This is a genomic window from Vibrio hangzhouensis (genome assembly GCF_900107935.1).
GTDB lineage: Bacteria > Pseudomonadota > Gammaproteobacteria > Enterobacterales > Vibrionaceae > Vibrio > Vibrio hangzhouensis.
The window spans coordinates 182,032-199,651 of record NZ_FNVG01000006.1; the positions used below are offsets into that span (position 1 = coordinate 182,032).

At 47.4% G+C, this 17,620-nt stretch carries 20 protein-coding genes; 8 read left to right on the forward strand and 12 right to left on the reverse strand.

All coding sequences use genetic code 11. The annotated features are described in order from the left end of the window. Positions 1–31: 31 nt before the first annotated feature. On the forward strand, positions 32–865 hold the full coding sequence (locus tag C4S60_RS08500) for a hypothetical protein (protein WP_103879906.1): 834 nt from the start codon (positions 32–34) through the stop codon (positions 863–865). Further along, positions 865–2,232 carry a patatin-like phospholipase family protein gene (locus C4S60_RS08505; RefSeq protein WP_103879907.1) on the forward strand — a complete coding sequence of 456 codons (1,368 nt, stop codon included), beginning with the start codon at positions 865–867 and terminating at the stop codon, positions 2,230–2,232. The genes C4S60_RS08500 and C4S60_RS08505 overlap by 1 nt, the downstream gene beginning before the upstream one ends. Before the next feature lie 69 nt (positions 2,233–2,301). Here the strand turns inward: C4S60_RS08505 and C4S60_RS08510 are convergent, their stop codons facing one another. From C4S60_RS08510 to dhaK, 4 genes are all read right to left on the reverse strand, one after another. Beyond that, positions 2,302–2,895, reverse strand: coding sequence for a GNAT family N-acetyltransferase (locus C4S60_RS08510; protein WP_103879908.1), 594 nt, complete (start codon positions 2,893–2,895; stop codon positions 2,302–2,304). A gap of 327 nt (positions 2,896–3,222) precedes the next feature. Then, complete coding sequence (gene ptsP / locus C4S60_RS08515) at positions 3,223–5,619, reverse strand: phosphoenolpyruvate--protein phosphotransferase (protein WP_103879909.1); 2,397 nt, start codon at positions 5,617–5,619, stop codon at positions 3,223–3,225. A gap of 2 nt (positions 5,620–5,621) precedes the next feature. Beyond that, positions 5,622–6,257, reverse strand: coding sequence for a dihydroxyacetone kinase subunit DhaL (gene dhaL, locus C4S60_RS08520; protein ID WP_103879910.1), 636 nt, complete (start codon positions 6,255–6,257; stop codon positions 5,622–5,624). A 15-nt stretch (positions 6,258–6,272) separates the two neighbouring features. Continuing rightward, positions 6,273–7,331 carry a dihydroxyacetone kinase subunit DhaK gene (dhaK, locus tag C4S60_RS08525; protein WP_103879911.1) on the reverse strand — a complete coding sequence of 353 codons (1,059 nt, stop codon included), beginning with the start codon at positions 7,329–7,331 and terminating at the stop codon, positions 6,273–6,275. Between the two features lie 349 nt (positions 7,332–7,680). On the opposite strand from dhaK, the gene C4S60_RS08530 reads away from it, so the two are divergent. From C4S60_RS08530 to C4S60_RS08550, 5 genes are all read left to right on the forward strand, one after another. After that, positions 7,681–8,766, forward strand: a complete 1,086-nt coding sequence (locus C4S60_RS08530; protein ID WP_103879912.1) for a glycerol dehydrogenase — start codon at positions 7,681–7,683, stop codon at positions 8,764–8,766. Positions 8,767–8,989: 223 nt separating this feature from the next. Further along, complete coding sequence (locus tag C4S60_RS08535; protein ID WP_103879913.1) at positions 8,990–9,619, forward strand: heme-binding beta-barrel domain-containing protein; 630 nt, start codon at positions 8,990–8,992, stop codon at positions 9,617–9,619. Positions 9,620–9,972: 353 nt separating this feature from the next. After that, positions 9,973–10,347: a hypothetical protein gene (locus tag C4S60_RS08540; RefSeq protein WP_103879914.1), complete on the forward strand. Its 375-nt coding sequence runs from the start codon at positions 9,973–9,975 to the stop codon at positions 10,345–10,347. Positions 10,348–10,551: 204 nt separating this feature from the next. After that, positions 10,552–10,941, forward strand: a complete 390-nt coding sequence (locus tag C4S60_RS08545; RefSeq protein WP_103879915.1) for a DUF302 domain-containing protein — start codon at positions 10,552–10,554, stop codon at positions 10,939–10,941. 157 nt (positions 10,942–11,098) lie between these two features. Next, on the forward strand, positions 11,099–11,488 hold the full coding sequence (locus tag C4S60_RS08550; RefSeq protein ID WP_103879916.1) for a universal stress protein: 390 nt from the start codon (positions 11,099–11,101) through the stop codon (positions 11,486–11,488). 380 nt (positions 11,489–11,868) lie between these two features. Here C4S60_RS08550 and C4S60_RS08555 read toward each other — a convergent pair whose 3' ends face one another. The 7 genes from C4S60_RS08555 to C4S60_RS08585 all read right to left on the reverse strand — a co-directional run bounded on the left by C4S60_RS08555 (position 11,869) and on the right by C4S60_RS08585 (position 15,579). Next, complete coding sequence (locus tag C4S60_RS08555; protein WP_103879917.1) at positions 11,869–12,276, reverse strand: GFA family protein; 408 nt, start codon at positions 12,274–12,276, stop codon at positions 11,869–11,871. A gap of 164 nt (positions 12,277–12,440) precedes the next feature. After that, positions 12,441–12,995 (reverse strand): P-loop nucleotide/nucleoside kinase family protein, encoded by a 555-nt coding sequence (locus tag C4S60_RS08560; protein WP_244183063.1) that lies wholly within the window; start codon positions 12,993–12,995, stop codon positions 12,441–12,443. A gap of 44 nt (positions 12,996–13,039) precedes the next feature. After that, the gene (gene hchA, locus C4S60_RS08565) at positions 13,040–13,894 is read right to left on the reverse strand and encodes a glyoxalase III HchA (RefSeq protein WP_103879919.1); all 855 of its coding nucleotides are present in this window, start codon (positions 13,892–13,894) and stop codon (positions 13,040–13,042) included. Positions 13,895–14,048: 154 nt separating this feature from the next. Next, on the reverse strand, positions 14,049–14,450 hold the full coding sequence (locus tag C4S60_RS08570) for an HIT family protein (RefSeq protein WP_103879920.1): 402 nt from the start codon (positions 14,448–14,450) through the stop codon (positions 14,049–14,051). A gap of 41 nt (positions 14,451–14,491) precedes the next feature. Next, positions 14,492–14,707, reverse strand: a complete 216-nt coding sequence (locus tag C4S60_RS08575) for a TIGR02450 family Trp-rich protein (protein ID WP_103879921.1) — start codon at positions 14,705–14,707, stop codon at positions 14,492–14,494. 111 nt (positions 14,708–14,818) lie between these two features. Beyond that, positions 14,819–15,271 carry a GNAT family N-acetyltransferase gene (locus C4S60_RS08580; protein WP_103879922.1) on the reverse strand — a complete coding sequence of 151 codons (453 nt, stop codon included), beginning with the start codon at positions 15,269–15,271 and terminating at the stop codon, positions 14,819–14,821. Between the two features lie 38 nt (positions 15,272–15,309). Further along, the gene (locus tag C4S60_RS08585) at positions 15,310–15,579 is read right to left on the reverse strand and encodes a hypothetical protein (protein WP_103879923.1); all 270 of its coding nucleotides are present in this window, start codon (positions 15,577–15,579) and stop codon (positions 15,310–15,312) included. A 277-nt stretch (positions 15,580–15,856) separates the two neighbouring features. Here C4S60_RS08585 and pncB point away from each other — a divergent pair, with 277 nt between their 5' ends. Continuing rightward, entirely contained in the window at positions 15,857–17,089 is a 1,233-nt protein-coding gene (pncB, locus tag C4S60_RS08590; protein ID WP_103879924.1) for a nicotinate phosphoribosyltransferase, read from the forward strand. Between the two features lie 44 nt (positions 17,090–17,133). Here the strand turns inward: pncB and C4S60_RS08595 are convergent, their stop codons facing one another. Then, positions 17,134–17,589: a DUF3291 domain-containing protein gene (locus tag C4S60_RS08595; protein ID WP_103879925.1), complete on the reverse strand. Its 456-nt coding sequence runs from the start codon at positions 17,587–17,589 to the stop codon at positions 17,134–17,136. Positions 17,590–17,620 lie beyond the last annotated feature (31 nt).

A 17,620-nucleotide genomic window follows, 5' to 3' on the forward strand; every position in this document is an offset into this window, starting at 1 on the left:
TATCACATTAAGATTTCAGAAAGGTAACGAAATGAAGCCGCTCATCGTATTGGGAACAGCCGTCATGCTATCGCCAATAAGTTTTGCTCAGGACTCAATCTTCCCCATTTGGGGAGAACAGGCCGCGCAGCGTGGACACACGCTGCCCAAACCCTATGGCTTGTCGCTATCTTATATGGATATAAGTAACCCAATCACCATCGACAACATCAACCTAACAGGCGGGATTGGCGACGTCATAGATATCGATGCCACAAAAGCGGAGTTTGAGGGTTCCAATGTCACCCTGCGTGGCGACGTATGGTTGTTGCCTTTTCTGAATGTATACGGAATTTTGGGATATACACAGGCACAAAGCACCGCAAAAATTGACTCTATCTCTTTGGCTGGCCTTCCCATTCCTGTAGATGGTGCCAAGTTCACTCTGGATATGGATGGCATTACTTACGGTATCGGGACCACCGTCGCTGGAGGCATCAATAACTGGTTCGCTCTGCTGGACATAAATTACACCTACACCGATATCGATGCCATCGATGGCAGCATTAAAACCTTTGTTGCAGCACCCAGAGTGGGCCATCGCTGGCAATACGATGGTGGTCGAGAGCTCAGAGTGTTTGTTGGTGCCATGTATCAAGATGTGCAACAGCACTTATCCGGCGACATTAAGGCACTTGGGCTCGACCTCGGCGATATGAACTTTCTCATCGACGATACACGCTTTGAAGTAAGTCAACGCACCGAACAAAAATGGAATGCACTGGCGGGTTTTCAGTACTCAATCAACCGTGATTGGGATGTGCTAGCAGAAGCTGGATTCGGTCAACGCAAATCCGCCTTTGTTTCTTTGGGAAGGCGCTTTTGATGAAATACAAATTCGTGACCAGAGCGCTCCTCGTCACTGGATTCACCACGGTACTGACAGCTTGTGCCCCCAGCCTGCAGAGAAATGTGCTCACACCTGATATGGAGGTCGCAGGCGAGATGATGTTTGAGTCTAACATCCGTACCTGGGGCGATCTAACTCACAGCTATGACATTGGTGGTCAGGGTTCGCATTCACTCAACACACCGCTGGACAAAAGTATCCTGAACGATTTGGGGAATCAAACCAAATCCATCGACTATCTGAGTATCTCTGGTGGTGGCGCGGAAGGGGCTTACGGTGCAGGACTGTTAAATGGCTTATCCGACAGTGGCCAACGACCTGAATACCGTTTAGTGACGGGCATCAGTACCGGAGCGATCATCGGTTTATATGCATTTCTGGGACAGGAGTTTGACCCGGCACTGCGCGATTTGTATACCCAAACATCAGACGAAGACATCTACAACAAGAGAGGATTATGGGCCCTCACTCACAGCCCTTCTCTCATGGATACCACCCCTTTTGACCAGATGGTAAGAGCGTTTATCGACCGAGATGTGTTAGATAAGGTGAAGGAACAACATTTGCGAGGACGACTGTTTCTGGTAAAAACCACCCACTTGGATGCCCAGCGCTCCGTCATCTGGAATATGGGCGAAATCGCCATGCATCAAGGCGACGAGGCAGTAAAACTGTTTCAGGACGTCATTATCGCGTCAGCATCCATACCTGGTGTATTTAATCCGGTGCTAATCTCAGTCAATATCGACGGTGTCAAATATGACGAAATGCACGTCGATGGCGGTGTGGTTTCTCAGGTATTTTTTCTGCCCGATTACTTTGACGTTTCAGAGGCCGTCGACAATACACGACAGATGATTGAACAACTTGATGTCACAGAAGATACTCATATCAACAGCAAAGTCTGGGTAATCAGTAACACCCGATTGGCTGCCAAATGGAATGAAACCACCCCTTCGTTTACCGGAATTATGGGGCGTTCGATACAAACCATGATCAAATATCAACGCCGAAGTAATATCGCACAAATCTACCGTCAAGCGCAGGAAACTGATTCCGAGTTTCGTCATAGTTATCTATCACACTTGATCCCCGAAGCTCAATCGGATGCGCCATTTAACGCGGGCTATATGCAATATCTGTATTGCTATGGCTACCTAAGAGGACTCGATAATCAGCACTGGGAAGAGACACCACCTAACTATTGGCAAATTCAAAATGAAGCCAGAGACGCTTTAAAGACACCAAATGCTGTTGAACACATTGATCAGTTTGACTGGGACACACTGGAGGAAGGGCTACATAAAACAGTGACCCAGTGCCTGACAAAGCTCAATAGCTAACCAGTACCGCCAGACACGACAAAGCCCACTTTTTGGCGGGCTTTGAGTCTATTGCTTATGACGTTATGTTTACGCCTGAGCGGGACGCAACATAAACCAGTATGGGAAGTTTTCACTTTTTGACAAGACTTCGAAGCCACGACGCTCAAACGTCTTCACCACTTTATCGCTTGAAGCCACCACATATGTTGGTTTGCCCGCAGCGTCCGCCTGATCAGTCACTGTTTTGATAAGTGCACTTGCAAGCCCTTTACCACCGGCCTTAGGCGAAACACCCAGTCCCCATAACCAGTAGCAGTCTTGCATTGGCGGGACCGCCAGCATTTGCTCACACACTTCTTTCGCCAGTTCGATCTTTGATGACCCCATCATGCGCGTTACAATAGCCAACAGCTCCATTTTCTGCATCACATCCGCTTGGTGCTTGCCAGGAGAACGCATAATAACGCAGCCATCCAGTTCCGGAGTCGTATACACTTCACCATCAATCAGGCCCCACTCACCAATCGCCCAGCGCCAGTAGGCATCGTGAGCAAAATCTCCTGCCTCATCCTGACGCAACGCAGCCTGCATCGCTTCATTGTTCGCATAGGCATCCATAAACATGGCGCTTAACGCAGGTACTGCAGAGTAGTCGGCTTTAATAATTTTCAATTCTGACATTCTACTTCCTCTTAGCGGATTGAAATTGACAAACTCACTTGGATTAACATTAGCAAGCCGTATTCACACTTACCAGTTCCAGCTGTTTGAATGACGTTAAACTAAGCACAGTTTTATTAAATAACAAACAGTTGAGGTCATTTATTACGGTGACTAATCACTTAGCAACTCAAAAATAGATTTGCTCAGTCGATTCTTACACCGTTTAAAACACCAAAAGAGAATATACAAGCCAAACAGGTAGATGACCGAGTTTCGTCAGACTGCGGTTATAAAAAAACCCGGACAATAAAACTTGTCCGGGCTGATTCTTTCAGAGCACTTTAGTTACGACGTCACTAATTCCAATGCACGTACCTGTTGCTTCAGTGTCGGTAACAGCGTTGAACTGGCGCTAAACTTACGTAATCCAAGTTTCAACAACAGCTCTGTCGCTTTGACGTCACCCGCCATCTCACCGCACATGCTGACTGAAATACCAGCTTTGTTCGCAGACTGAATCGTCAGTTCAATGGCTTTTATCACTGCAGGCTCAAAGTAGTTTACCAACTCAGCTACTTCTGTATTGCCGCGATCCGCTGCCATAACATATTGAGTCAGATCATTGGTGCCAATGGAGAAGAAGTCCACTTCCTGAGCCAGTGCATCAGCATTGAACACCGCCGCAGGAACTTCAATCATAATGCCCACGGGTAAAGCCGTGTCTGCCATTCCCAACTGTGTACGTTGCTTGGCAATCAAGGCTTTTACCGCTCGCACTTCAGCCACATTCGCAATCATAGGAATCATAAGCTGAATGTTCGGTTGCTCTGCATGGGCGCGAAGAATTGCACGTAATTGAGTCGCAAACAGCTCTTCGTGTTTCAGACATAAACGCACGCCACGTTGACCGAGGAACGGGTTCTCCTCTTCCGGCATAGGGTATGCTGCCAAAGGCTTATCACCACCCACGTCGAGACTACGAATCGTAATGGGCTTATCACCGAAGGCAGCGGCGATCTGTTTATAAACCGCGTACTGCTCATCTTCTGTCGGTAACTCATCGCTTTCCTGAAACAAAAACTCAGTACGGAAAAGACCAACACCCTCTGCGCCATTGGCTAAGGCCGCTTCGACATCTTCCGGACCACCAATGTTCGCCAGTGCATGAATCTCGATACCATCTTGAGTAACAGCCTGAGACTGAGCATTTTGTAATGCCAGTTCCTGAGCGGCTAGCCACTCATGACGCTTACTGGCTAGTTCCTCTTTGGTCGCCTCACTTGGGGCAAACCACAGAAGTCCACTAAAACCGTCTACGGTAATTTCATCACCAACATTGACCTGCTCAAGACAACCTTGAACCTTAACAACCGCCGGGATACCCATAGCACGAGCCAAAATTGCACTGTGCGACGTTTTACCGCCCTCACTTAAGCAAATTGCTACTACTTTGGATTTATCCAGCCCAGCCACATCCGATGGCATCAAGTCACGTGCGAGCAATACGCTTGGCTGATTAATCGTGATAGCTTTCGGTGTTTCACCCGTCAGAGCGATCATAACCTGACGACAGATATCATACACATCCGCTTCACGCTCACGCATGTATTGACTCTCTGCTGATTTGTACTGCTCCGCCAGCGCCATCATGACATCAAACCAAGCCTGTTCCGCTATCACTTGCTCTGCGATTTCCGCTTCTACTTTTGCTGCAATTTCTGGATCGGCTAACATCATCGCGTGTGCCGCAAAGATTTCACCATGAGGCAACTTGGATTGTGCTTCTAAGTGAGCTTTCACTTCAGCAATCGCCTCTCGCACTTTCGCCGTTTCTTTATCTGCATCAGTGAAATCGCGACCTGGAACGGCTGGCATCTCTTGAGTGAAAATCACCGCTGGCGCTGTGACAATACCGCCATTGACACTAATGCCCGCTAACGCACCATCGATTTCATTGGCAATGACCGCTTCTTCTGGCTGTTCGGGTTCCGTTTGAACGCCTTTAGCCACTTGTTCCGCCTCACCAAAGTGTTGGTTGGCAAGTTGAGTAAACGCCGCAACGGCTTGTTCTGCATCATGGCCAGATGCATAGAAAACGATACTTTCATCACAACGAACGCCAAGTTTAGCGATGCTGTTCAGACTTTTGGCACTCACTTTCTGGCCAGCTTTTTCAAGCTGTACGTCACTGGAAAATGGCGCCAGACAGCCAACAATCGCAGCCGCTGGACGAGCATGAATACCATGAGGGTTTTTAACCAACCATTGGAACGAAAGTGCCTCTGCGCTTACGTCAGCTGTGCCGCTCTCCTGTGGAGCTTCAACCGCAACCTCTTCACCAAGGTGCTCTTTCTTGACATCAAGCGCACTGGTTGCTTCTGCAATCACCGCTTCAATCGGAAGCCCGGCAGCGGCAGCCACAGATGCTGCCATGGTCCCCTCGACGATTGGCGCAGAAACAAGCGCTACTCTCTCACGAGTGTCATCATCCAGCAGCTCCAAAGCCATTTCGGTGCTGAGAAGTGCACTACCAAGATCCATCAATACCACAACACCGTCTTGGTCACAGACTTCTTCAATCGCACCCATCACAGCGATGGCATCTGTACCAATTGGGTTCTCCGGGTCGTCTACCCCAGCTGCGATCGCCAGATTCGCTTTGCCCTGCGTCATTTGAGTGGCCAATTCGGCCACTCCTTCAGCTAACAGGCGGCTATGCGATACTACTACAATGCCTACCATGTTTATTTCCCTGCTATCGCCTGTCTTAGTGCTTTAATCATCAGTAGTGAAGAGGTAGCGCCTGGATCCTGGTGACCAATGCTTCGCTCACCAAGATAACTAGCTCGCCCTTTCTTTGCCTGCATCTCAATAGTAGAAGTAGCACTCTTTTCAGCCAACACGACCATCTCATCCAATAGGTGATCTGGGCTCGCGCCACCTTCTAGTAATGACTTAGTCTCATTCAGAACAGGTAGCCAGACGTCACACATTGTCTTGTCACCCTGCTCTGCTTTACCACGAGATACCACGCCATCGACACCACTCTTCAGGTCTTCAATCAGCTCCTGGAACGTCAAAGACTCACGGCTACCTACGGATGCGGCAGTACGAATAAACAGTGTGCCGTAAAGTGGACCACTTGCCCCACCAACACTAGACAATAGCGTCATGCCCGTATTTTTCAGAATGGTAGAGATGTTTTGCTTCTCAACTTTCGGTAAGTTCTCTTTTACCTTCTTAAAGCCACGGTTCATATTCAAGCCATGGTCTGCATCACCAATGTCACGGTCCAGATCAGTAAGAAAGTCCTGGTTCTCTTCATAAGATACTGCGCAAAGCTCAAGCCAGTTGATGATATGTTGTTTTTCAATTTGCATGTTGGTTACCTCGGCCTACCACTTCATTGCTGCTGTATCTACCGGAGCATCAAATAGCTCTAGCATTTCTTTGTCTGCTTTTAGTAGCGTGATTGACACGCCTTCCATGTTTAGTGATGTGCAGTAGTTGCCCACCAGATTACGAGCAAGACGGAAACCTTCTTTCTCACAGTTGTGTACCAGACGGTTATACACGCCATAAAGCTCTGATTCAGGTGTCGCACCCAAGCCGTTTACGATAGCGATGTAGTCGTGATCGGTTTCAAAGTTCTCAATCGTTGACTCCACTTCATCCCACTCACCTTCTACGCGGTTCCAGATGCGCAACGTACGGCTATAGGCAATGTTTTCTTTTAGCTCAAGGAACATCTTGTCGACCAGCTCATCCGCACCTGTGTATTTGATGCGCTCGATACCCGGTTCGCCGTGAATACCAACACCAAATTCAACTTCATCATCCGCAAGTTGGAATGATGGTTTGCCTGCTGCTGGTACCACACATGCATCCAGAGCAACACCAAAAGAACGGCAGTTGTTATTAATACGACGCGCCAGCTCTTCACATTGCTCCAACGAGTAACCTTTGTCTGCCGCCGCACCGACGATTTTTTCCACCAGCACCGTACCAGCTACACCGCGGCGACCTGCCGTGTACAAGCTGTCTTTTACCGCTACATCATCATCGATCAACACAGAACCAACTTTAATGCCGTCTGAGTGAAGCAGTTCAACCGCAGTTTCGAAGTTCAGAACGTCACCGGTGTAGTTCTTGATAAAGAACAGAACACCTTCACCTGTGTTAACCTGATTACCACACTCGTACATTTGGTCTGGTGTTGGTGAAGTAAACACTTCGCCCGGGCAAGCGCCTGTTAGCATGCCTTTACCAATGAAGCCTGCGTGCAATGGTTCGTGACCTGCGCCGCCGCCAGATACAAGGGCAACTTGTCCCGGTGTTTCTTCATGCCACATATAACGTGGTTCATAGTTTGCTTTTAATTGAGGGCGAGAGGCAGCAAGACCTTCCATTTGCTCTTTTACAACGTCTTCAACACTATTAATTAGCTTTTTCATACCTTGTTTCTCTTTTGTATTTTTTAATGTTCAATAATTTGGATTTGTGTAGGATTAATGCCATCATATGAACAAATTCATCATCGACAACGAAAAATATTCATGTTTCATAATGGAACGTTTTGTCGTAAATAGCGTTTCATTTTGGAACGGTAAAGCCCGAATTTGAACGATTTAGTGATCTACTCCAAGATATCTCCATCTCCGACATTCGACACAAATCTTGCTTTGCTAGCCATGTCATAAAAACAACAAGCATCACCGAGAATGGCTTAGTGTTCCCGGTATCGAGACCTATGATGAGTCCAACGTTGAAACAAAGATAACCATTAACAGAAGGTCTGAAAAAATGGACAAAATTATTATTAGCCCAAGTAAGTATGTTCAAGGCGAAAACGTATTAGGTTCTATCGCTAGCTATGTAAAAGCATTAGGTGCTAACCCTCTGGCAATTGCTGATGAGTTCGTAACTGGCCTTGTGGGCGAAACGGTAAAAGAAAGCTTCGTAAAAGAAGAAATGCCATTGGCGATGGACATCTTTAACGGTGAATGTTCTCGCGCAGAAATCGACCGCCTTACTGACATCTGTTCAACTCAAAAGAACGACGTCATCATCGGCATTGGTGGTGGTAAAACACTGGACACTGCTAAATCAGTGGCTTTTTACACCAAGATTCCTGTCGTGGTTGTCCCGACCATCGCTTCTACTGATGCGCCGACCAGTGCACTAGCGGTTATCTATACACCTGAAGGTGAGTTCGCTGAATACCTGTTGTTCCCTAAAAACCCAGACATGGTGGTGATGGATACAAAAGTTATCGCAGGTGCTCCAGTACGTCTTCTTGTTGCTGGTATGGGTGACGCGCTGTCTACTTACTTCGAAGCACGTGCAAACATGACATCTGGTAAAGCGACAATGGCTGGCGGCGCACCGACTCGCTCTGCACAAGCGCTGGCAAAACTTTGCTACGAAACGCTGTTGGAAGACGGCCTGAAAGCCAAAGTAGCAGTTGAAAATGGCGTGAGCACCACTGCTGTAGAAAACATCATCGAAGCAAACACCTACCTAAGTGGTATCGGTTTTGAAAGCTCTGGTTTGGCGGCTGCACACGCTATTCACAACGGCCTGACTAAGCTAGAAGAATGTCACCACCTATATCACGGTGAGAAAGTGGCGTTCGGTACGCTGGTTCAGCTTGTTCTGGAAAACGCGCCAATGGAAGAGATCAATACGGTTATCAACTTCTGCCGCGAAGTAGGTCTTCCAACCAACCTGTTCGAAATGGGCGTAAAAGAAATCAACAAAGACAAGCTATACGAAGTTGCAGAAGGTGCAACAGCGGAAGGTGAAACCATTCACAATATGCCTTTCCCAGTCACTGCAGACAGCGTTTTCGCGGCGATTCTGACAGCGCACCAGCTGGGTCAGAAATAAGTCTCACGTTGTGTGAATCTATAAGAGCTAGCATTTCGCTAGCTCTTTTTCTATTCATTCATAAAAGTTTCGTTGATCTCACCCTTTGTTACAGCCAGTTACCCTGCCTTGCAAAACTCCCTATTATCCAATCAATTACAATGATTTGGATTAATTTTTGTCTTTCCTGTTTTCTATAGCATCTCCTCATCAAAACAATACTAACTATCAAAAGGAAGCAATCATGAAATCAGCAATCACATTCAGTTTATCAGCAGCGCTACTCATTCCATTGCCAGCAATGGCCGATCACAATGTTATCGACGGAATGGACTTCGGCCCAATTGCTCAACTGGTCGGGACATGGAAATCGGTAGAAAGCGGCGGTGTAGACATTTCTCCCGCTCAGGCAGGCACTGAGCAAGGTAAAGGTGCTCCGGCCATCACACCTTTCTACGAAGTCATGACATTTGAAGTAGCCGCTGACGCGGTCAACGCCAGCGAGCAGACACTTGTTGCCCTTTACTATAAGCAGGAAGTGTTCAGAAAAGCCGATGACTCTAAGTTCCATGATCAACGCGGCTACTTCATTTATGATCAGGAAAACCAAGTGGTCTACAACTCTTTCTGTGTCCCGAGAACCACTTGTGTCACCGCTGAAGGTGCGGCAGGTAATGAGATGACATTGACTCTCTCAGAACGCGGTGTCGCCGAATCCAACTTTATGAAAGATAAAGCCAGCACGACAGGTTTCACCATGAACATCAAGATTGATGGCGACACGCTGACCTACTCCCAATCAACCATCCTTAGCATTTATGACGGTGAATTTGCCCATACAGATTCATCAGTACTGGAACGCGTGAAGAACTGATTGGCTTCATAAAACATGTTCACTCAACAAGTGGTAAGCCAGGCTTGCCACTTTTTACTCCTTTCTCCTGTGACACATCCAAAAACATCCCATAACAATCAGCACATTGGGTAATAACCCGGCAAACTGTCAGAATTGCGCCTTTAAACGGGCACAACGACTATTATGCGATGTCCGCATATGGCAGAATGAATCTTAACAAGCTCAACACTCTCTCAGATACGTTATGATTTTGTCGGCTAGAATAGCCACATAGAAGAGTGTTTACCGGTCTGGCAGTGGTTTGCGCCGGTGATAATGGGTCACTCCAATGACCCATAGATTGAATCCTAGCTAGAGGAGAAGATTCAGCAATGACTCATGAAACCAAAACAATGGAAGTGCCTGTCGCTATCGCAGATCGAGTTCAGGCTCTGATCGATGCTTATGAGGCGAAACAGAAGTTCAATGCAGAACGAAGGGCAGTCGTGAACAATTTGCTGTCTATGGATGGCCTGAGCTGTGAAATGGCGGTGTACAGTCTCCCACAAGAAGAATTACTCGACACTCTTAGGTTCGTTTACGAGTTATCTGGCACCAACAGTCGCTTCGTCACCAACATTTTGACGCAGACCAGAGAGAATCCAAAGAAGAAGCTCTCCGACTCACAACGCTCATCAGCTAAGAGTCTGCTGTTCAACCTGTTAAATGACCCGTCAGTCATTTCGGCGATGAAAGAAAGTCAGTAACCCAATATTTTCATTCAAGGCCTATTGAGCCCCTCAATCGGTCCTCCAGACAAGCCACTCATCCGGGTGGCTTAATTGATTCCCCATATCTATTTCACTAATTTTCCCGATGTGTGAACTTTGCCCCCTGCTTTCAAGGGCAGAGTAAAAATCCCGACTATAATTCTGATGTTATCTGTCTCATTCAATTACAGGGAGCCATGTATGTACGGATTTTCGGTTACATTTGCAGGGAGTTATACTGACGCCATTTCTAGGGTTACCGAAGAACTCGCCAAAGAGGGATTTGGAGTATTGACTGAAATCGATGTCAAAGCCACGCTAAAAAAGAAAATTGATGTAGATAGAAGACCCTACATCATCCTGGGAGCCTGTAACCCCCACCTGGCAAATAAAGCCATCACGGCAGAGCCCGACATTGGATTGCTCCTGCCCTGTAATGTCGTGGTCAGAGAGGAAGAAGACGATTCGGTGACCGTTGCCTTTATGGACCCGGCATCCGTACTTAGCCTGGTGCAACAACCGAATGTTCACGAGTTGGCAAGTGAAGTGAAGTCCAGACTTGAGCGTGTAAGGGACGCTATCAGTGCCTGAGAGTAGCAACTCTTTAGCCTGACATTACCCACACCAATCCGGACGTCTGGATGATTCGCATTCAGACGCTTTAACGAATTGCTTTGCTGCTTTCAGAAATCAGCCGCTCCAAAGGTGCTAGACTTAAGTTTGCCTATGATGATTAGGGAGAAATGCAATGAGCTACAAGCACATCTTAGTGGCGGTCGATTTATCTCACCCCAGCCAGAAAGTGATCGACAAAGCGATCGCAATTGCCAGACAGGACAAGAGCAAGGTGTCGTTTGTCTATGTGGATGTGCATAAGGTGGTGTTAGAGCCCAAAAACGAACAGCAATTACAAAGTGAGTTACAAACGTTGGCAGATAACAGCGACTACCCCATTGATGAAGCCTTTGTTGTCGTCGGTGATTTGCACATTAAACTCTCTGGACTGGTCAAGACACATGGTGTCGACCTTGTTGTCTGCGGGCACCATCATAAAGTATTGAGTCGATTATTTTCTTCCGTCCCTAAGATGGCCGATGCTATAGAGGGTGACTTATTGGTGGTGTATTTGGAGGATTAAGCCTGATGACTCTTCAATAATACTGCGCCGTCCCCGTATTAGTTAGTCATCACCGCATCACTTCGTCGTCCACTACACACCGTCATCGCCGCTACACACGGCCGTCCCCAAATTAAACCGTCCACAAATTAAACCGTCATCTCCAACCCGCCGTCATCTCCTTGAAAAAGGAGATCTCGCACCACGAATGACTCACCCAATTCATATACCCTACCGCACCGCGCTGCATTGAGATGCGTTGGGTTCGGCGGTCAATTTAGAAAGTCACTCGCTTCATGAGATCTTCACTTGCGTGAAGATGACGGGCATTAGGACCTCATACCACGGGTGACTCATCCAACTTACACACCATGTCCTGCCGCTTCGTCTCGGATAACGTTCTACTTAAGAAAGCCCTCGACTTTTCTGCCACTCAATCCTAACTTGTGCCAATCTGTCTCTTCTTCGCAAAAAATCTGGGCGTCCAGAGGCTTGGACGGTTCTTGATCCAGACTGCCAGCGGGGACAATCAAGAATCTTCCGTTTTGAGACAAAAATGGCAACCCCGACCCACAGTCGGTACAGAATACCTTTGAAAATGAACGTGTCGGGTGATCATAGCGTTTAGTGTTCTCTTCCCCCTGAATCCATTCTATGTTGTCCGGAGTAGTAAACAGATTGGAAGCGTGAGCCGAGCCTGTCAGCTTTCTGCACTGCTCACAATGGCAAAAGAAAAACTTGCGAAAGTCATCATTAACTCTAAAAGTGACGTTGCCACAACAGCAGCCACCTGTAAGGGTTCGGGTCATCGTTCTCTCCTTTTAATCTAAATAATCCGGGGCACTGAGGTAGGTTCCGCACCTCTGACGATGCCAACGCCAACAACACACGTCAATGAAAGCCGACTTTATGAGGAGACTTCTCCTTCTTGGTCGCACTTGGTGTATTTATGATTAGTCAGCAACAATCACTCTCAGTAGCACTCCTCATAAACCACAGATAAGCCTTCATCATCTTCTGGTGCTTCAAAATACTGTGTCACGTGATGAAAAACGGTCTCGGTATCGAAGTGTGCCCGCTCTGGTTGCTCAAGGCGACGTTTAGCAATCTGTTGTAGGCACTGTTCGTCACTGCGAACGAGGTAAATCAACGTATGCTCGCAGCCCACTTCGGAGCACAGTTCGGTAAACCACTGCCGTTGCCTGACCGTGTTGGCTGGAAAATCCATAACCACATTGGTGCCAACCTCCAGTAGATCCTGAACATGACGTTTTACGAACGGCTTGATTGTGTTCGAATAAATAAGGTAATCATCAAAGGTGTGAATTTGATTGGCAAAGTGAGCCGACAACCACTCATCTTCAGAAATCAGCACGGCGTTGTTGTCTCTGGCCACCACTTTGGCCTGAGTCGACTTGCCCGCCCCCATCTTGCCACAAAAAAAGAACAGTTTTCCCTTAGGTATCATCTTCTCTCCTATGAGTGATTCGTAGGACGTCGGTCTCAGTAATCCAATCCGGTTTCCCATGCATGCTCGTTCACACGTTGGCAGAGCAGGATGAAAAAACCGTGTTATCTGTCCGCAGACAAAAGAGTTTCTGCAGCCAGTTTACCCAATGCGTCAGCAGCTAAAGGACTCGCCCCTGTGATCAATCGACGATCCAGACATACTGCATTATCTGCTTTGGTGTTGACCAGCGTCACCCCCAGTTGTTTTAGATTTTCACTCAGCCCCTGTGTCATTTTGCCTGGCAAGTAACCAATCAGCGGCGTTTGAGCATCCACCGAATCAGGAAAGACTGCCATCTTGTAGCCCTGATATAGGAAGTCATTCCCGCCCTGCATCGTTGATAGCAACGCAGCAGGCCCGTGGCAAATAGAGACAGTGAACAAATCGTGGTCGTGCGCCCAGTGCAGTAATGAGCCAACATTTTCATCCTCAGGCAGCCCCAACATTGCACCATGGCCTCCTGGCAAAAAAACTGCCGCGTAATCGTCGGCATTGAGTTGGTTATCTTCGATCAGCTGATATAAGTTTTTGGGGTTATCAAAAGCGGCTTTGTAGTCACTGTAGATAGCTTTCACATGCTCATCTTGCTTAGGAAAAGCCCACATTTCCAATATCGCCGGCTTGCCTGTCGGCGTGCAGATCTCAAAATCAAAGCCCGCATTTTTAAGATGCAGCATCGGCACCAGAGTCTCAACAGGATGATTACCGGTCGAAAACTGCTTACCGTTCTGCATCTCCATATTCTTCTGCTCAGTGGCAATGACTAATATTTTTGTCTTACTGCCCGCATAGGGAGGATAGGACACTGCTTTGTAGTCAGTCTTGTCTGAGGTGGCCAGCTTGAGCGCAAGTTTAGAGGGTGAGTACGACCCATCCGGTTCCTGATGCGGAGCCAGGCCCAACAATTTCTTTAACATAATCGCGTCCTTTCAGTATGTTGATTGTTCAGTATAGCTATAAGTTAGAAAGTCAGCGCTAACTATTTGCAAAATAAACAAAATTCTCTCGATGCAATCTCAAAAAAGATTCGTAGCTATGGCACGGAGAGAGCAACAGACTCGTTTAGTTGGCTCATAATCCCGCCAACGACTCTCGCAGCACATCGATACTTTGTATCCCCAGTTCACTGCTCACCCAACCGAACTGGTCACCATCGAAACGGGGGAAAATGTGCAGATGATAATGGCTTAGTTCATTACACGTGCCGTTATTTTGAATAAACGACATGCCATCGGGGTTAAACTTGTTCACTATTTTGTGATACAGATCGCGAGCGACGTGTTGTATCTCATCGTGTACAGCAACTGGTAGGTCAATAAAGGATCCATAGGGCTGAGTAGGACAAATGAGTATATGTCCAAAATTGATAGGATCGTGGTCAGCGAAGGCAATAACATGTTCAGATTCATACACAATTACTGCTTCAATGTCGCGGGATACGATTTGCTCCACGATGGTCTTTGACTTAACCAATGATGTTCACCCTGGGCCGGTTTGCCACTTATTGTTGATTTTTATTTCCAGCCGTGTAGCCAGATTTCCTCACGCTTTAGTTCCCGCCAGTCAATGGCGTATTCATTTTTGGTAAGGACAGCTTGCAGCTTACACAGCACCACAATTCCCTCTTCGTCAAACTCCACTTCTGACACCATAAAATGCTTCTCGCGATTCATCGGTTTAACGGCGGTCCATTTGCTGTTACGTAACTTATTGGGATTAATTCGATTCATATTCACTCCGTAACACTCTGACGATAGTTGGAAAACCGTCTAATTTTACGGACTACTGGCGTGGCAGGTTCAGTGTTATACAATGCTGAATCCGCTACAGCTGACTATTTTTTAACCAGCGGTCAGAGAAATACTCATCACTGAGTGTCCGGGTTCACTCTGCGCTTCGATTTGCCGCCAACCTAGTCGCTTATAGAAATCGGGAATATGAGTGTACGCCAAGAGCTCAGAATACCCCTGGCCTGCCGCCTCATTGATAGCATTCGCTATCAATCTGCGTGCCGCCCCACTGCCCCGAAACCCTGATACAACGAATAGCGCATTGACCCACAAAGCATCATGACAGGCATTTGGATGCGGATAAAAAGTGAACGCCAAACCGCCCACCAACTGCTCATTTGAGATTGCAGCAACAGGACGCAAAAGTTCAGAACTGTATCCGTCAAACGTAAAATCCGGCCATTGTGACTGAAACAAAGCTTCAAGTTCATCCAGCATGACTGCCCCCGGCTTACACTCGGCCAGTACTATCGGCATCACTTCTGGCTCATTGCGCCTATTCATGCCACTCCTCTGTTAATGAGCAAAATCTCCTGAACCGGTTACGGCAGATGGATTTCCACGTTTTCACGTATATAAGTGGGTACTGAGAGCAGTTCATCCAGATCTTTGTATTTTGACTGTTTTGGCATCCTCTCAACCACCGCACTCAGTTCTTGATAACTAATGCCGACCACTCTGCACGCTGTCATAAGCCCATCAATAAAGCTCTTTTTCTCTCGTTTTGCCTGCAGATCACAAGCAGGAATAGAAGTGTATTTATCGCACTCTTTGGCTAACAATGCCAACAACTCAGCTTTTTGTGATTGCATAGGCCGCCCTGTTTTGGAATGAATCTCATAGAATTATCGGTGAGTTACGGGGTAATTTCCGAGATATGGGTCTAAGGGTGACAAACTCACGGTTAACTTTCCCCCAGGGGAGTGAAAGCATAAGCGTCGGCTGATTGCTCAGTTTGAATTTTAACGGTTTAAATCTTGAGGTACTTCTCCTGTCTGGCCCTCAACCTACTGTCACATTTGACAATTTTCTCTGCCTTATCTAGAGTGCCACACTTCATCAATCCTAGTAACACAATAGGAAGGCCGGATGTCAGGCTCACTTTTCAACGATCGTATTATCCAAAGCGCACTCGACTTAGACGTCTATAAAATCAATATGATGTTTGCCGCTTTCACGCACTACCCACACACGACCGTGCGTTATGAACTAATAGTGCGCTCCAAAGAAAACCTGTCTGATCTGCAAAGCCTGATTGAAAAGGAAGTGAATGCCCTGTCCGAGTGTCAGTTCACACCCAGCGAGCTAACATACCTTGAGCAGAAGGCGCCTTACTTAAGCGCTGACTTCATCGATTATTTGTCCCGCTTCAAATTTGCTCCCCAACAGCAAGTGACGGTTTCGCAAAACAGCGGACAGCTCAGTGTGTCAGTTAAAGGTCTGTGGCATGAAACGATTCTGTACGAAACTCTGATCATGAGCATCATCTCTGAAGTTCGCAATCGCCAGCGTTGGAGCCAGATCCCCTATAGCCAGTTCGCGAGCACACTCAAGAAAAAGGTCATAGAATTGAAGTCTCAGCTCAATAGACGCGCCATCACCAATTTTCAGTTTTCCGAGATGGGCAGTCGCCGCCGTTTTAGCGCTCAGATCCAACAGGATGTGGTCGACTACCTGAGTCAACAGGTCCCTGCTCTGATGTCAGGCACCAGCAACTATCATCTCGCAAAACGCTTTAATCTGACGCCTATCGGCACTGTGGCCCATGAATGGTTTATGGCTCATCAGGCGCTCGCTGCGCCGCTGAAATCACAGCAAATGGCATTGGATTTATGGCAGTCTACCTTTAACGGCAAACTGGGCATTGCGCTGACGGATACCATTGGGATTGATGCTTTTCTGAAGGACTTCGACTCAGAGCGCGCTAACAGCTATGCTGGCGTACGCCACGACTCTGGCAGTCCTTTTCAATGGGGGGATAAAATGATCGCCCATTACCAGTCACTGGGCATCGACCCAATGTCAAAAACACTGATCTTTACCGACGGATTGGATTTCGCCACTGCGCTGGATATCTGCGACTACTTCGCAGGGAGAACCAACATCAGCTTTGGAATCGGCACCTTTCTCGCCAGTGATATGGGAGCCTGGCAAGACGAAACTGGTCACTATCAACCGCTGTCTATCGTCATCAAAATGGCAGAGTGTAACGGCCTGCCCGTCGCTAAAATCAGTGATGAGCCAGAAAAAGCCATGTGCGAAGATGCTGACTTTCTCACCACGCTCAAACAAAGTTTTGGCTTGTCGCATTCATCCCATTAGCGCATTACCTGTTTATTTTAGAGGAAGCCGTTTGTTAAACCAGGTTACTCCGGCGATTCTATATCCATCGGCGTGAAATTTGTTTTGAACGTGAACGCATGTGGGGTGTCGCCGTGTTGTCTTAGGTGCTCCAGACGCGCCAATGCTTCCTCTGTGGTCGGGATGTGGCCGTCCTCAACCCACCACAACACATAGGTATCTTCGGCGAGACGATGAAACCACTCACTTTTGCGACGCATGAAGTCTCTGTGGTGGGTTCTGAACATAAAGTTCTTTAGCGTATCCACCGACTCCCAAACAGACATATTAATAATCATATTCGGATCGTCGAATAGCTTGATATTCGTGGCATCACCGGCTTCGTCCTTCAGCCGCCAAATAAACCCTTCACTGCTCTCGGCAATACCATTGACTAAATCCAGGTTGTCTACGAACTCTTTGATTTCCGGCGCGTCCAGCGGGTACTTGGCCAGTGCGATATTAAGTTGTGCTAGTTTCATGGTGTCCATTCCTTGAATAGTTGTGGCTATG

Coding starts and splice junctions, on each gene's coding strand:
- C4S60_RS08500 (WP_103879906.1), top strand. CDS start 32: ATGAAGCCGCTCATCGTATTGGGAACAGCCGTCATGCTATCGCCAATA.
- C4S60_RS08505 (WP_103879907.1), top strand. CDS start 865: ATGAAATACAAATTCGTGACCAGAGCGCTCCTCGTCACTGGATTCACC.
- C4S60_RS08510 (WP_103879908.1), bottom strand. CDS start 2,895: ATGTCAGAATTGAAAATTATTAAAGCCGACTACTCTGCAGTACCTGCG.
- ptsP (WP_103879909.1), bottom strand. CDS start 5,619: ATGGTAGGCATTGTAGTAGTATCGCATAGCCGCCTGTTAGCTGAAGGA.
- dhaL (WP_103879910.1), bottom strand. CDS start 6,257: ATGCAAATTGAAAAACAACATATCATCAACTGGCTTGAGCTTTGCGCA.
- dhaK (WP_103879911.1), bottom strand. CDS start 7,331: ATGAAAAAGCTAATTAATAGTGTTGAAGACGTTGTAAAAGAGCAAATG.
- C4S60_RS08530 (WP_103879912.1), top strand. CDS start 7,681: ATGGACAAAATTATTATTAGCCCAAGTAAGTATGTTCAAGGCGAAAAC.
- C4S60_RS08535 (WP_103879913.1), top strand. CDS start 8,990: ATGAAATCAGCAATCACATTCAGTTTATCAGCAGCGCTACTCATTCCA.
- C4S60_RS08540 (WP_103879914.1), top strand. CDS start 9,973: ATGACTCATGAAACCAAAACAATGGAAGTGCCTGTCGCTATCGCAGAT.
- C4S60_RS08545 (WP_103879915.1), top strand. CDS start 10,552: ATGTACGGATTTTCGGTTACATTTGCAGGGAGTTATACTGACGCCATT.
- C4S60_RS08550 (WP_103879916.1), top strand. CDS start 11,099: ATGAGCTACAAGCACATCTTAGTGGCGGTCGATTTATCTCACCCCAGC.
- C4S60_RS08555 (WP_103879917.1), bottom strand. CDS start 12,276: ATGACCCGAACCCTTACAGGTGGCTGCTGTTGTGGCAACGTCACTTTT.
- C4S60_RS08560 (WP_244183063.1), bottom strand. CDS start 12,995: ATGGGAAACCGGATTGGATTACTGAGACCGACGTCCTACGAATCACTC.
- hchA (WP_103879919.1), bottom strand. CDS start 13,894: ATGTTAAAGAAATTGTTGGGCCTGGCTCCGCATCAGGAACCGGATGGG.
- C4S60_RS08575 (WP_103879921.1), bottom strand. CDS start 14,707: ATGAATCGAATTAATCCCAATAAGTTACGTAACAGCAAATGGACCGCC.
- C4S60_RS08580 (WP_103879922.1), bottom strand. CDS start 15,271: ATGAATAGGCGCAATGAGCCAGAAGTGATGCCGATAGTACTGGCCGAG.
- C4S60_RS08585 (WP_103879923.1), bottom strand. CDS start 15,579: ATGCAATCACAAAAAGCTGAGTTGTTGGCATTGTTAGCCAAAGAGTGC.
- pncB (WP_103879924.1), top strand. CDS start 15,857: ATGTCAGGCTCACTTTTCAACGATCGTATTATCCAAAGCGCACTCGAC.
- C4S60_RS08595 (WP_103879925.1), bottom strand. CDS start 17,589: ATGAAACTAGCACAACTTAATATCGCACTGGCCAAGTACCCGCTGGAC.